Below are 13,711 nucleotides of genomic sequence, written 5' to 3' on the forward strand. Positions count from 1 at the left end.
ATCGTCTGAAAGCCACCGTCCGAATCCTCGCGATTCTCGCGCCTCGATGCGCCTCGATGCGCCCAGGGCCGGCTGCGGGCCGATCGGCAGTGACTGCGCCGGATGATGTTTGCGAAGTGCAATTCATCGAATCAAAAAGTAGGGAGTCTTGAATGAACAATATTTCCCATGTCGGGAAAACCGGGTCTCGCCATGCCCTGCTCCGTCTCGCCGCTGCCGCGGCGCTGACCGCCTTCGGCGCGCTCGGCGCGCCGGCCTCGTTCGCCGCCGCCGCCGCGGCACCCGTGGTGGCGGACGCGCAGGCCGCCGTGTCGCTGCCGCGCGTCGCGATCCTCGCCACCGGCGGCACCATCGCGGGCAAGGCCGCCGCGCGCGCCGCGAACGCCTACGACGCCGGCGCGCTCGGCGTGCGGCAATTGGTGGACGCCGTGCCCGGCATCGAGAAGCTCGCGCGCCTGCGCCCGGAACAGATCGCCTCGATCGGCTCGCAGGACATGAACGACGCGGTCTGGTTCAAGCTCGCCAAGCGCATCCAGGACATCTCCGATCGCAACGAGGCCGACGCGATCGTGATCACGCACGGCACCGATACGCTCGAGGAAACCGCGTTCTTCCTCGACAACGTCCTGCACACCGACAAGCCGGTCGTGCTGGTCGGATCGATGCGGCCGTCCACGGCGATCAGCGCCGACGGGCCCGCCAACCTCTACGAGGCGGTGGAAGTGGCGGCCGATCCGCATGCGCGCGGGCGCGGCGTGATGATCGTGCTGAACGACACGATCCATTCGGCGCGCGGCGCGACCAAGACCAATTCCACCAGTGTGCAGACCTTCGCCTCGCCGAACAGCGGCCCGATCGGCTACGTCGATCCGGCGAGCGTGCGCTTCCTCGCGCCGGCCGCGGCCGATTCCCGCAAGAAGTACGTGCTGCCCGCCGACGGCAAGCTGCCGGACGTCGAGATCGTCTATTCGCACAGCAACATGGATGCGCGGCAGATCGACCACGCGATCGCCGACCACGTGAAGGGCATCGTGCTGGCCGGGGTCGGCGACGGCAATACCTCCGGCAAGGCGCTCGACGCGCTGCAGCAAGCGGCGCGGCAGGGCATCGTCGTGGTGCGCTCGACGCGCGTCGGCAGCGGCTTCGTCAACCGGAACGTGGAAGTGAACGACGACCAGCGCGGCTTTGCGGTGTCGCTCGACCTGAACCCGCAGAAGGCGCGGATACTCACCCAGTTGCTGGTCGCGAACCGCGTGACCTCGCCGGCCGAGGTCCAGCGGGCGTTCTCGGCGACCTGGTAGGGCACCGGCTCGCCGCCCGCGCCGGTCGGGCCGTTGGCCCTCGCGCGGCGGCGCCCGTGACGGTCCGGGCGGCGCCGCGCCGGCTGCCGGGCTTTGTCAGCCGCCGTTCACCGACTAGACTGAAACTCTCGTCGATTCTCCGGATGAAACGCCATGCAGATCGATTTTTGTGCGGAGCCGGTGGACGTCGATGCGGTATGCCGCGATCTTGAGAATGGCGACGTGGCCGTGATCCACACCGCGCGTCCGAATTTCAAGGATTTGCACGACGCCGTGAGCCCGCTGATGCGCGGCTCGGCGATCCTGCCGCTGGCGGTGCGCGATGCCGAGGGCGGCTGGCACTGGTATCTGATGAACGGCGATCGCGAGCCGCGCCCGCTCACCGAGGTCGATGCGCGCGTCGCGGGCGCGATCGCGGCCTGGCAGGCCGCCGGCCGGCCCACGCCGTACCGCATCGCGGCCGCGCGCTGAGCGTTGCCATCCGACGCTCGGGGCCGCCGCCGAGCGTGCGCGGGCCTGGCTGTCGCCATTCCTGCCCGTGCCGTTCCGTCCGCCGCGCCGGCCATGGCGTATTTCGACGGGTTCCCGTCGCTTCGCGGCTCAAGTCAAAAATTCCCGCTTCCGATAGCCCGGCATGACGCGCGCGAATCGGGCCTCGTGCCGGCCGCGCGGTCGTGTGCCGGCCAGCGCGTCCGGCGTTTCCGTCCGATCTTCGCGTGCGCGGCGGCCGCCGGGCCAGACGCGCGCGCCTTTTTCCCGTGCCGACCATGTCTCGAACCATCACGATCCGCGGCGGGCTCGCCGCCACGATTGCCGGCTGTACGGTCCTGCTGATGCTGGTGATCGGGGCGGCCGCGGTCTCGCTCGTGAAGAGCAACGGCGCGCTCGACGCGATGTATCGCGACGATACCGCGTCCGTCGTCCACCTGAAGACGAGCTCCGAGCGCATGCTGATGCTGCGCATCGGCCTGGGCAACGTCGAGCAGATCATCAGCGCGGGCAAGCCGGCCGGCGAGGAGGTGCGCCGGCTGCACGCGCTGCTCGACGAGAGCCGCCGCGAGCTGGACGCCTATCGCGCGCTCCACGCGCCGGACGCGGCCGAGAAGGCGCTGCTCGACACCCTGCTCGCGCAGCGCACCCGGCTGCTCACGCAGGGGCTGGAGAAGGGCATCAAGCAGCTCGACGCCGACAACCTGGTGGATTTTCTCGGCACCCAGCGCGAGATGCCGGCGGCCTGGTTCGACGACTATCAGCAGGCGCTGACGGCATTGGAGGCGTTCCAGGTCGAGCGCCAGCGCGCGCGCTACGAGGCGGCGGCGCGGCGCTTCCGCGTGGCGCTCGCGGCGTTCGGCGCGGCCGGCGTGTTCGCGCTGGTGGCCGGCTTCGTCGCGCATCGCGCGCTCGCGCGTGCGATCGTCCGGCCGATCGACGCGGCGGTCGGGCAGTTCGCGAAGATCGCCGCAGGCGACCTGACCGGGCGCATCGATACCGGGCGCGGCAACGAGATGGACCGCCTGCTCGGCGCGCTCAACGAGATGCGCGAGCGCGTGGCGCTGGTGGTGGGCAAGGTACGGGCGGGCACCGAGTCGATCCTGCTCGACGCGCGCGACATCGCCGGCGGCAGCCGCGACCTGTCCTCGCGCGCGGGGCAGCAGGCCGCCTCGCTGCAGCAGACCGCCGCGAGCATGGAGCAGCTGACGGCCACCGTCCGGCAGAACTCCGAGAACGCGCACGACGCGAGCGAGCTGGCCACGCGCGCCTCGGATATCGCCTCGCGCGGCGGCACCGTGGTCAAGCAGGTGATCCGCACCATGGACGCGATCTCGGACAGCTCGGCGCGCATCGTCAGCATCGTCGGCACGATCGAGAGCATCGCGTTCCAGACCAACATCCTCGCGCTGAACGCGGCCGTGGAGGCCGCGCGCGCTGGCGAGGACGGCCGCGGCTTCGCGGTGGTGGCCGCCGAGGTGCGCTCGCTCGCGCAGCGCTCGGCCGCCGCCGCCAAGGAGATCAAGGAACTGATCTCGGCCTCCACCACCAACGTCGACGAGGGCAGCGCGCTCGTGATGCGGGCCGGTGCGACGATGGACGAGATCCTCAGCGCCGTGAACAGCGTCAACGCGATCATGGCCGACATCAGCCAGGCCTCGCGCGAGCAGTCGGCCGGCATCGAACTCGTGAACGCGACCGTGGTGCAGATGGAGGCCACCACGCAGCACAACGCCGCGCTGATCGAGGCGGCGTCGCTGACCTCGGCATCGCTCGAACGGCAGAGCGAGAGCCTGTTCTCCGCCATCTCGTGGTTCCGGGTGGCGGACGGCGCGGCGGGCCGGGCGGCCGGATGAGCCGGCGAGGATGAGCCGCGCCGCGGCGCCCGTCATTCCGTCAGCATCGCGGCGGCCGGGGCGGCGCGCCGCGTCCTGACGGCGAGGCCGGCGGGCGGCGCCGGAGCCGGGCGCGGGCCGCCGCAATCCGCGGCCCGCGCGGCCTCAGAAGATCGAGCGTTCCGTGTAGCTCGTCAGCCATTCCAGCGCCAGCACGCCGGCCAGCGAATTGCCGTTCGCGTCGAGCCCCGGCGACCAGACGCAGACGGCCATCTCGCCCGGCAGCACCGCCACGATGCCGCCGCCCACGCCGCTCTTGGCCGGCAGCCCGACGCGGTAGACGAAGTCGCCGGCCGCGTCGTAGGTGCCGCAGGTCAGCATCAGCGCGGACAGCCGCTTGGCCGAACTCGCGTCCACCACGCGCTCGCCGGTCACGGGCGCCACGCCGCCGTTGGCGAGGAACAGCGCGGCCTGCGCGAGCTCCACGCAGTTCATCGAGATCGCGCACTGCCGGCAGTAGGCTTCCACCACCATGTCGGGCGGCATCCACATGTTGCCGAAGCTGGCCATGAAGTGGGCCATCGCGCGGTTGCGCTCGGCGTGCTGCCATTCGGACTGCGCCACGCGCAGGTCGTAGTCGATCTCGTTCGAGCCGATCAGCCGGCGGATGAATTCGACGAGCGCTGTCTCGGCGCGCACGAAGCGGCGGCTCAGCACGTCGGTGACCACCAGTGCGCCGGCGTTGATGAACGGGTTGCGCGGCTTGCCGCGCTCGCTTTCGAGCTGCACCAGCGAATTGAACGCGGTGCCCGACGGCTCGCGCCCCACGCGCTGCCAGAGCTCGTCGCCGAGCAGCTGGAACGCGAGCGTGCAGGCGAACAGCTTCGAGATGCTCTGGATCGAGAAGCGCTCGTGCGCGTCGCCCACCGTGTGGGTCTGGCCGTCGAGCGTGACGATCGCGATGCCGAAGCGCTCGGCCGGAACCTTCGCGAGCTCGGGGATGTAGTCGGCCACGCGGCCGGCGCCGATCCACGGCGTGATTTCGGTGCGGATGCGTTCGAGTATCGATGGGTAATTCATGACGGCGATCGGGCGGCGCGCGCGGCGCCGAATTCAGCGAGCCCGTATGGAACCGCTTGCGCCGCGATTCGTCAAGCTCGGAGCCGCTGCCGTGGCGGCCCAGGCGAACCCGGGCGGGGTTCGGCCGGGCGGCGGCGGGCCGTTTGCGCTCGACACGGCACGGCCGGCCGCCGGACCTGGTCGGATCGGTCGGGCCGCTAGGCGCCCGATTTCCTTGCCGCACGCCCTCAATTACGCGGATCTCGGCGCTGACGGCAGTATGATTCGGATTAGTCTCGAATCTTACCGATGGTTAGCGGTCGGTCCGCGGGCCGGCCGGTCGCTGTTTTTCGCACGCAACACACGCAACGGTCTCACCCATGCCTTTTCGGATTCTCCTCGTCGAGGACGACAGCCGTCTGTCCACCCTGATCACCACCTATCTGCGCAAGCACGACTACGAAGTCGATACCGTGCTGGACGGCCATGCGGCGGTGCCGGCGATCCTCGCGTCGCGGCCCGACCTCGTGATCCTCGACGTGAACCTGCCGGGCAAGGACGGCTTCGAGGTCTGCCGCGAGGCGCGCAAGCACTACGACGGCGTGATCGTGATGGTCACCGCGCGCGACGAGCCCTACGACGAACTGCTGGGGCTCGAGTTCGGCGCCGACGACTACGTGCGCAAGCCGGTCGAGCCGCGCATCCTGCTGGCGCGCATCAAGGCCCAGCTGCGGCGCTCGCCGGCGCGCGCGGCCGAAGCGGGCGCCGAGCCCGAGGCCTTCGCGTTCGGCAAGTTCTCGATCCATCGCGGCAACCGCTCGGTGCGGCTGCCGGACGGCTCGTCGCCGGATCTCACGTCGGCGGAATTCGACCTGCTTTGGGCGCTCGTGTGCCGCGCGGGCGAGGTGGTGAGCCGCGACGACCTGATGCTGCAACTGCGCGGCGTGGAGTTCGACGGGCTCGACCGCACCATCGACGGCCGCATCTCGAAGCTGCGCCGCAAGCTGCAGGACGACGCGAGCCACCCGCGCCGCATCAAGACGGTCCGCAGCAAGGGCTACCAGTTCAGCACCCATGAGTGGGAATAGGACGGACCCGGGCCGCCGCGGCGCGGCCTGCCCGCCGCCCTCGCGCCTGCCGGCGCTGCGCTACCTGCGCTGGCGCTGGCTGCGCTTCCGGCGCTCGTGGACCGACACGCGTGCCGACCGCATGCCGAGCTGGTCGCGGCTCTACCTGCGCGCCTACCTGCATCTGATGAGCCTGGTGCTGACGGTGGTGGCGGTGCCGCTGCTGGCGCTGGCGGCCACGCTGTCGCCGCGCACCGTGCTGGCGGGCTTCGAGGCGCTGCCGGGCGGCGCGCTCGGCGTCGCGCTGTTCGTGATCGTGGTGCCGGCGCTCGCCACCTGGCGCTGGGCGCGCCCGACCTGGAGCGACCTCGTGATGGTGCGCGAGCGCGCCATCGATTTCAGCGGCGGGCGCTTCCACACGCGCGCGCGCGAATCGCACAGCGTGATCCTCGGGCCGCTCGCGCGCACGCTCAACGCGCTGGCGATGCGCATGGAGCGCCTGATCGAGGCGCAGCGCGACCTGACCAACGGCATCTCGCACGAGCTGCGCACGCCGCTGGCGCGCGTGCGCTTCGCGCTCGAGGCGCTGCGCGACCCGGCCTCCGACGCGGAGCGCCACGCCGCGCTCGACAGCATCGCGCAGGACGTGACGGAACTCGACGAGCTGATCGACATGAGCCTCACCTACGCGCGGCTCGAATACAGTTCGCTGCAATCGAACCAGGCGCCCACCGGGCTGGCCACCTGGCTCGAAACCCAGGTTCACGACGTCGCCCAGCTCGACCCGACCAAGCGCATCGAGATGCGCATCGGCGTGCCGCGCGAGCTGCGCGTGAACATGGATACGCGGCTGATGTCCTACGCGATCCGCAATCTGCTGCGCAATGCCGGCAAGTACGCGCGCTCGCGCATCGTGATCGGCGCGGCCGCCGGCGCCGACGGCGGCATCACCGTGTTCGTCGAGGATGACGGCCCCGGCGTGCCCGACATCGAGCGCGAGCGGATCTTCGACGCGTTCGTGCGGCTGGACCGCCATACCGCGGGCTACGGGCTCGGCCTCGCGATCACGCGGCAGGTGCTGCGGGCGCACCACGGCAACATCGTCGTGACCGACGCGCGCGAGCTGTCCGGCGCGCGTTTCGAGATCGGCTGGCCGGGCTGAGGCCCGCCGGCCGCCGCGCCGCCTCGGCCGGGTTGCGGCCCGCGCGCCGTCCGTGCCCGAGCGGCGCTCAATAGGTCCGGCCGAGCTGGAAGTACAGGTTGCGCACCCCGCCCGGCGCCAGCGCGACACCTACGTAGACCGGCCCGAACGAGGTGGCGAAGCTCGCGAACAGCGAGTAGCTCTGCTTGAGCGGTCCGTTGTCGAGCGCATCGTCGGCGGTCCAGACGTTGCCGACCTCGGCGCTCGCGCCCACGTAGAACGCCTTGATCGGCGACGCGTTGAACGTCATCAGCCGGTTCATGTAGGTGATCTGGCCGTAGGCGAGCGCGTCGCCGCTCAGCTGGTCGGCCGCGTAGGCCGCCAGGTGCTGGAAGCCGCCCAGCGTGAACGCGAGCAGGTTCACCGGGCTCACGCCGCCCAGGCTCCTGCCGCCCTCGATGCTCGCGCTGAGGCTGTGCCGGCCGAACGCCTGCGCGATCATGGCCTTGCCGAACAGTCGGGTGTAGCGGCTGCCGTCGCTCGCGGCGAGCGAGCGGTCGACGCGCATTTCCAGGTAGTAGCCGCGGCGCGGCAGCATCGGATCGTCGAGCTGGTCGATCAGCAGCCGCGCGCGCGCGGTGAGTTCATGGCCGTTGAATGACGGGTACATCTGGCCGTCCAGGTCGCCGTCGGGCGTGATGTCGGGCAGGTTGTAGATGGCCGAGGCGTTGCCGTGCGCGTAGGCGAGACCCACCCGTAAGTCGCCCAGGCGCGCGATCGGCAGGCCCAGGTCGAGGCCGAGCCGCTGCGTCTGCAACCGGTACTGGGTGAGCTTGTAGTCTTCGTAGTAGATGTTCGCGAAGCGCCGCTCCAGCTCCGCGTAGGGCGCGAGATAGAAGCCGTAGCGGCCCGACAGCGGCTGGCGCAGCTCGGTGTGCAGCGCCTGCAGGTCGCTGCCGAGCGTGGTGTCGGCGCGGAATTCGAGCCCGGAATCGGTCAGCCAGGGCCGCCGGTAGCCGACGTGGAAGCGGAAGCCGCCCTCGTCGCTGGAGCTGCTCGACATGCCGAGCCCGAACAGCAGGAAGTTCGGCCCCCAGTTCTTCTCGCGCGCGTCGATCAGCAGCGTGTTCCGGTTGCCGTCGGTGATCACCTGCTGGGTGACCGAATCGAAGTTGCCGCTCGTCGACAGCGCGAGCAGGTCGCGGTTGACGGCCTGCGCGTCGTAGACGTCGCCGGGCTTCACGTGCAGCGCGTCGGCCACCACGCGCTTGGGCACCGGGCCGCTCGCGCGGATCTCGATCGCGGCGAGCCGCACCGGCGGCGCCGACGGGCGCGCGTGCGCGGCGCGGTAGGCCGCGTAGTCGGCCGGCGACAGCGCGTAGCGTTCGAGCCGCGGCAGCGCGGCATTGGCCGCCGCCTCGCCGGCCTTGATCGCCTGCTCGGCGTTCTGGAAATCGATGAACGACAGCGAGCCGAGATCGGGCTCGAGCAGTATGTCGTCGGGGCGCAGCTGCGCGCGCTGCTGCGCGACGTTCTGGCGGATCAGGATGCCGAGCATCTGCTGGATCACGTCGGCGGCCGAGGCGAGCGAATCGAGCGGGCGCAGCTGCGAGCCGATGTCCACCGCGATCACCCGGTCGGCGCCCATCCGGCGCGCGGCGCTGACCGGCAGGTTGCTGACGAGGCCGCCGTCCACCAGCGTGCGGCCGGCGATCTCGGTGGGCGAGAACAGGCCCGGCAGCGCCATGCTGGCGCGGATCGCGAGTGGCAGCGAGCCATGGTCGAGCACCACCATGTGGCCGTTGCGGAGATCGGTGGCGATCGCGCGGAACGGCACCGGCAGCTTGTCGAACGACTGGTTGACGGGCACCGAGGCGGTCCAGTCGGCGAGCAGCGCCTGCAGCCGGTTGCCCTGGATCAGCCCGGCCGGCGCCTTGAAGCCTTTCCGGCCGAAGCCCACGGTCAGGCCGGCGACGTAGTGCTCCTCGTCCTCGCGGCGCTTCTGGGGCAGGTCGGCGCGATCGACCACGTCGAACGCGATGTCGGTGAGGTTCACCGCGGAGAGCCGCCGCGCCATCTGGTCGGCGTCCATCCCGCTCGCGTACAGGCCGCCGACCACGGCCCCCATGCTGGTGGCCGCGATGCAGTCGACCGGGATGCGATGCGCCTCCAGTACCTTCAGGACCCCCAAATGGGCATAGCCGCGTGCGCCGCCGCCCGACAGCACCAGGCCGATCGCCGGCCGGCCCGGCGGGCCGCCGTTCGCGACGCACGCCTGGGCGGCGGCGCCGTCGGCATCGGGCAGCGAGGGCACTGCCGTGGCGGCCGCCGATAGTTCTGCCCCCATTTTTTGCACACCCCGGCCTTCGTCGCTCGGATTGCGCTGCGCCTGCATCGCCGCGAGCGCGGCTGCCCAGGTCGTCGAGTCGGCCGCCGCGGCTGGCGCGGCTGGCGCGGCCTGCGCGGCCTGCGCGGCCTGCGCGGCCGGCCGGTCGGACGTGTCGGCCCGCGCCGTGGCGGGCAGCACGCAGCAGGCCCAGCCGAGCATGGCCAGCGCGAGCCGCGCCAAGCAGGCGTTACGCGGGCCCGTGCGGCGATCACGACCGAGGCGGCGATCGGCGGCGTCAGGTCCGGCCGCCGGCCGCGGCGCGCGGGCGACGAGACGGTCGGCTGGCGATTCGCGATGCGAGGCGGGGAAGGTGAGGATGCGGATTTCTACGATTGGTATCGACATGACGTGGTTGCACGGCGGCGAATGCGCGGCCCAGGCGAGAGGGTACAGGCTTTGCGGCGGCCGTCAATTTATGCGGCCGATCTCAGGCAGTCCCGACGGTTCCGCGCAATTGCCAACCGGCGAACGGCATATTCTCCATTGACCCGAAATTACCTACAGTAGAAACTGCCGGTCGACGGTGCATCGTGATCGATGCGCGCGGGAGCGGCCAGCGAGCGGTACCGGCGCGGGGGAAACGCCGGATCGGGCCGCGCTCGCGCATCTTCGTCGGTAGGTCAGTCCGTTGAGGCACACAATGTCGACACCCATGCTGGGCAGGCTTTTCTCGAACGACGTCGCGATCGATCCGGGCACCGCGAGCACCCTCATTTACACGTCCGAACGCGGCGTCGTGCTGAATCAGCCGTCGGTGGTCTGTTTCCGCAAGTCGGCCGCGCATGTCGAAAAGGCGCGGGTCGAGGCGGTGGGCGAACTGGCCAAGGCGCTGCTCGGGCGCGTGCCCGAGCATCTCGAGGCGGTGCGCCCGCTGCGGCACGGCGTGATCGCGCATTACCCGGCCGCCGAGCAGATGATCCGCCAGTTCGTCGACATGTCGCACGCGCGCTCGCTGTTCGGACGGCGCATCGCGTTCACGATGTGCGTGCCGTCGAGCGCCACCGCCGTGGAGCGCCGCGCGCTGCGCGAGGCCGCGGTGGCGGCGGGCGCCTCGCGCGTGAGCCTGATCGGACAGTCGCTCGCGGCCGCGCTCGGCGCGGGGCTGCCCGTCACCGAGGCGGTCGGCTCGATGGTGGTGGACATCGGCGGCGGCACCACCGAGGTCGGTGTCGTCTCGCTCGGCGGCGTGGTCTATCAGCAGTCGGTGCGCGTCGGCGGCGACCAGTTCGACGCGGCGATCGTCAACCACGTGCGCGGCCTCTACAACGTGCTGCTCGGCGAGCAGACCGCCGAGCACGTCAAGAAGCAGATCGGCTCGGCCTGCCATTCGGTGCCGCGCGAATCGATGCGCGCCGTCGGGCGCGGCGTGGAGGACGGCCTGCCGCGCACCATCGAGCTGTCGAACCACGACGTGGCCGAGGCGCTCGCGGCGCCGCTGAAGCAGGTCATCACCACCGTCAAGGCCGTGCTGGAAAACGCGCCGCCCGAACTCGTCACCGACATCGCGCATCGCGGCATCGTGCTGACGGGCGGCGGCGCGCTGCTTGCTCATCTCGACCGGCGCCTGTTCGACGAAACCGGCCTCGCGGTGCGCGTCGCCGACGAGCCGCTGAGCTGCGCCGTGCGCGGCGCCGGCGAGGCGATGGGCCGGCTGGAGGCCGACATCGAACACTGACGGCCCCGGCAGCCGGGCGGCCCGCCCGACGCGCCGTGCCGGCCATGGGCCGGCGCCCGGGCCAGCCAGGCCAGCCGGCGCGCAGGTGCCGATAGGCGCGCCGCAATCGGGCGGCAGCCGTGCACAACCGGGCGACAACCGGGCGACAACCGGGCGGCAGCCGGGCAGTCCCTGCTGCCCGCCGCTCCTGCGCCATCTCCGGTTGGCCGCCGGCGGGCGGCGGCCGGGCCGGGCGCCGCGCAAGGGATCACGATGCTGCGTGGCGGGCGCATTCTGGCCTATCCTGTGGCGAATCGGGGTGCAAGCAGCGACCGGCTTGCCCGCCCCCTTTCCCGTGGACCGCAGTCAGGAGTCGCAATGCCCGGTATCCCAGCAGATCACGCTTCCTCGACGGCCGCGCAGGCTGTCGCCGCCGCTTCGTCCGCGCCGCCTGCGGCGCCGCCCGCGGGTGCCGCCGCGCCCCCCTTCATCGCCCCCGAACCCGGCTCGCAGAAGCCCGTGCGCGGCAGCCAGCACGTGCTGAAGTCGGGCGACGCGTTCGTGGTCAGCGACACGCTCGGCGACATCTCCGGCCACGACGACGGCCTGTTCGTCGACGACATGCGCGTGCTGTCGGGCTGGCGGCTCACGTTCGGCGGCCGCGCGCCGTCGCTGCTGTCGGGCGCGACCAGCGCCGACAACGCCTCGTTCACCGCGCATCTGACCAACCGGCCGCTGCCGCCGCTCGGCGGCCACGAGATGCCGGAAGGCGTGATCCACATCGAGCGGATGCGCGTGCTCTCCGAGAACGTGCTCTACGAGGCGCTCACGCTCACCAACTACGGCACGACCGACGCCGAGGTGCCGCTGTCGATCTCGTTTTCCGCCGACTTTCTCGACATGTTCGAGGTGCGCGGCACGCCGCGCGAGCGACGCGGCGAGGTGGCCGCGCCGCAGGTCGAGGCAGGGCAGGTGCGGCTGCGCTACGACGGCCTCGACGGCGTCACGCGCACGGTGCGGATCGGCTTCTCGCCGGCGCCGGTGCGGCTCGACACCGAGCGCGCCGACTACACGCTGACGATCGCCGCGCAGGCCTGCGTGTCGATCTACCTGACGGTGGAGGCGCGCATCGAGCGCGACGGCGAGCCGGCCGAGCCCGCGCAGTCGCTCGCCAAGGCGAGCCGGCCGGGTTTGCGCCGCGCGTTGGTGCAGGTCCACCGCAAGATGCGCGAGCGGCGCCGCATGACCACGCGCGTGCGCACCAGCAACCCGCTCTTCAACGCCTGGCTGGAGCGCTCGCTCGCCGATCTCGGCCTGCTGACCACCCAGCTCGAGACGGGGCCCTATCCTTATGCCGGCATCCCGTGGTTCTCCACGCCGTTCGGCCGCGACGCCGTGATCACCTCGCTGCAGATGCTGTGGCTGCAGCCGTCGCTCGCGCGCGGCGTGCTGCGTTTTCTCGCGAAGCATCAGGCGCGCGAGGCGTCGGCGTTCCGCGACGCCGAGCCGGGCAAGATCATGCACGAGTTCCGCCGCAGCGAAATGGCGGCCACCGGCGAGGTGCCGTTCGCGCTCTACTACGGCGGCGTCGACACCACGCCGCTGTTCGTGGTGCTGGCGGGCGCCTACCTGGAGCAGACCGGCGACACGGCGCTGATCGACGAGCTGTGGCCCGCGCTCGAACGCGCGGCGGACTGGGTCGCGCGCGCCTGCGACCGTAATCCGCTCGGCCTGCTCGACTACCAGAAGACCTCCGAGCGCGGCCTCGCGAACCAGGGCTGGAAGGACAGCCACGATTCGGTGTTCCATGCCGACGGCCGCTTTCCGGAAGGGCCGATCGCGCTGGTGGAGGTGCAGGCCTACGCGTGCGCGGCGTTCGACGCGATGGCGACGTTCTCCACGCATCGCGGCGACACCGGGCGCGCGGCCGGCTACGCGGCACGCGCGAAGACGCTGCGCGAGGCGGTGGAGACGCACTACTGGATGCCGGAGGCCAACTTCTACGGGATCGCGCTGGACGGACGCGGCGAGCTGTGCCGCGTGCTGGCGTCGAACGCGGGGCACCTGCTCGCGTTCGGGCTGCCCGAGGCGAGCCGCGGCGAGGCCGTGGCGGCCACGCTCGATTCGTCGCTGTTCCGCACCGGCTGGGGCGTGCGCACGCTCGCGGCCGGCCAGCCGCGCTTCAACCCGATGGCCTACCACAACGGCTCGGTCTGGCCGCACGACAACGCGCTGGCCGCGCGCGGCTTCGCGCGCTACGGCAACAAGACGGCCGCCACCGAGCTGCTGCGTGCGCTGTTCGAGGCGGCGGTCAGCTTCGACATGCGCCTGCCCGAGCTGTTCTGCGGTTTCCCGCGCCGGCGCGGCGAGCCGCCGACGGCTTATCCGGTCGCCTGCCTGCCGCAGGCGTGGGCGGCCGGCTCGCCGTTCATGATGCTGCAGGCCTGCCTGGGCGTGAGCGTCGACGCCGCGCGCGGCGAGGTGCGCATCGAGCGGCCGGCGCTGCCCGAGGGGATCGGCTGGCTCGATCTCGACGGGCTGCGGGTGGGCGACGAGACGGTCTCGCTGACGTTCCGCCGGGTGGGCGGCCAGGTGGTGGCGGCCGCCAACGGCGCCGGGCGCGTGAAGGTGGTGGCGGCGCTGTAGGCCCGCGGCCCGGCGGCCGGCCGCGCCATGCGGCATGGCGTGGCCGGCGGCCAATTGCCGCGCCCGGTCGGGCCGCTCGCGCGGGAATCGCCCGGGCGTGGCCTGGTCGAAACGATGGAACGCGCCGCGT

At 71.6% G+C, this 13,711-nt stretch carries 9 protein-coding genes; 7 read left to right on the forward strand and 2 right to left on the reverse strand.

Features of this window, described 5'->3' with window-relative positions:
* The first annotated feature begins 152 nt into the window (after positions 1 to 152).
* The 3 genes from KS03_RS05265 to KS03_RS05275 all read left to right on the forward strand — a co-directional run bounded on the left by KS03_RS05265 (position 153) and on the right by KS03_RS05275 (position 3,646).
* Complete coding sequence (locus tag KS03_RS05265; protein ID WP_015877835.1) at positions 153 to 1,301, forward strand: asparaginase; 1,149 nt, start codon at positions 153 to 155, stop codon at positions 1,299 to 1,301.
* 153 nt (positions 1,302 to 1,454) lie between these two features.
* Entirely contained in the window at positions 1,455 to 1,772 is a 318-nt protein-coding gene (locus KS03_RS05270; RefSeq protein ID WP_015877834.1) for a hypothetical protein, read from the forward strand.
* Between the two features lie 296 nt (positions 1,773 to 2,068).
* A complete protein-coding gene (locus tag KS03_RS05275; protein WP_015877833.1) occupies positions 2,069 to 3,646 on the forward strand; it encodes a methyl-accepting chemotaxis protein in 1,578 nt (525 codons plus the stop codon).
* A 144-nt stretch (positions 3,647 to 3,790) separates the two neighbouring features.
* Here the strand turns inward: KS03_RS05275 and KS03_RS05280 are convergent, their stop codons facing one another.
* Positions 3,791 to 4,705 (reverse strand): glutaminase, encoded by a 915-nt coding sequence (locus KS03_RS05280; protein ID WP_015877832.1) that lies wholly within the window; start codon positions 4,703 to 4,705, stop codon positions 3,791 to 3,793.
* A 359-nt stretch (positions 4,706 to 5,064) separates the two neighbouring features.
* On the opposite strand from KS03_RS05280, the gene KS03_RS05285 reads away from it, so the two are divergent.
* Both KS03_RS05285 and KS03_RS05290 read left to right on the forward strand, forming a co-directional pair.
* Complete coding sequence (locus KS03_RS05285; protein WP_015877831.1) at positions 5,065 to 5,772, forward strand: response regulator; 708 nt, start codon at positions 5,065 to 5,067, stop codon at positions 5,770 to 5,772.
* Complete coding sequence (locus KS03_RS05290) at positions 5,759 to 6,913, forward strand: ATP-binding protein (RefSeq protein WP_015877830.1); 1,155 nt, start codon at positions 5,759 to 5,761, stop codon at positions 6,911 to 6,913. The genes KS03_RS05285 and KS03_RS05290 overlap by 14 nt, the downstream gene beginning before the upstream one ends.
* A 67-nt stretch (positions 6,914 to 6,980) precedes the next feature.
* Here KS03_RS05290 and KS03_RS05295 read toward each other — a convergent pair whose 3' ends face one another.
* Complete coding sequence (locus tag KS03_RS05295) at positions 6,981 to 9,626, reverse strand: patatin-like phospholipase family protein (RefSeq protein WP_080942744.1); 2,646 nt, start codon at positions 9,624 to 9,626, stop codon at positions 6,981 to 6,983.
* A gap of 295 nt (positions 9,627 to 9,921) precedes the next feature.
* Here KS03_RS05295 and mreB point away from each other — a divergent pair, with 295 nt between their 5' ends.
* Together mreB and KS03_RS05305 are read left to right on the forward strand one after the other, a co-directional pair.
* Positions 9,922 to 10,956 carry a rod shape-determining protein gene (mreB, locus tag KS03_RS05300; protein WP_015877828.1) on the forward strand — a complete coding sequence of 345 codons (1,035 nt, stop codon included), beginning with the start codon at positions 9,922 to 9,924 and terminating at the stop codon, positions 10,954 to 10,956.
* Between the two features lie 357 nt (positions 10,957 to 11,313).
* Positions 11,314 to 13,581 (forward strand): amylo-alpha-1,6-glucosidase, encoded by a 2,268-nt coding sequence (locus KS03_RS05305; protein WP_015877827.1) that lies wholly within the window; start codon positions 11,314 to 11,316, stop codon positions 13,579 to 13,581.
* The last annotated feature ends 130 nt before the right edge of the window (positions 13,582 to 13,711 follow it).

The sequence above is a fragment of the Burkholderia glumae LMG 2196 = ATCC 33617 genome, assembly GCF_000960995.1.
Taxonomy (GTDB): domain Bacteria; phylum Pseudomonadota; class Gammaproteobacteria; order Burkholderiales; family Burkholderiaceae; genus Burkholderia; species Burkholderia glumae.

Coding starts and splice junctions, on each gene's coding strand:
- KS03_RS05275 (WP_015877833.1), top strand. CDS start 2,069: ATGTCTCGAACCATCACGATCCGCGGCGGGCTCGCCGCCACGATTGCC.
- KS03_RS05305 (WP_015877827.1), top strand. CDS start 11,314: ATGCCCGGTATCCCAGCAGATCACGCTTCCTCGACGGCCGCGCAGGCT.
- mreB (WP_015877828.1), top strand. CDS start 9,922: ATGTCGACACCCATGCTGGGCAGGCTTTTCTCGAACGACGTCGCGATC.
- KS03_RS05270 (WP_015877834.1), top strand. CDS start 1,455: ATGCAGATCGATTTTTGTGCGGAGCCGGTGGACGTCGATGCGGTATGC.
- KS03_RS05265 (WP_015877835.1), top strand. CDS start 153: ATGAACAATATTTCCCATGTCGGGAAAACCGGGTCTCGCCATGCCCTG.
- KS03_RS05280 (WP_015877832.1), bottom strand. CDS start 4,705: ATGAATTACCCATCGATACTCGAACGCATCCGCACCGAAATCACGCCG.
- KS03_RS05295 (WP_080942744.1), bottom strand. CDS start 9,626: ATGTCGATACCAATCGTAGAAATCCGCATCCTCACCTTCCCCGCCTCG.
- KS03_RS05285 (WP_015877831.1), top strand. CDS start 5,065: ATGCCTTTTCGGATTCTCCTCGTCGAGGACGACAGCCGTCTGTCCACC.
- KS03_RS05290 (WP_015877830.1), top strand. CDS start 5,759: ATGAGTGGGAATAGGACGGACCCGGGCCGCCGCGGCGCGGCCTGCCCG.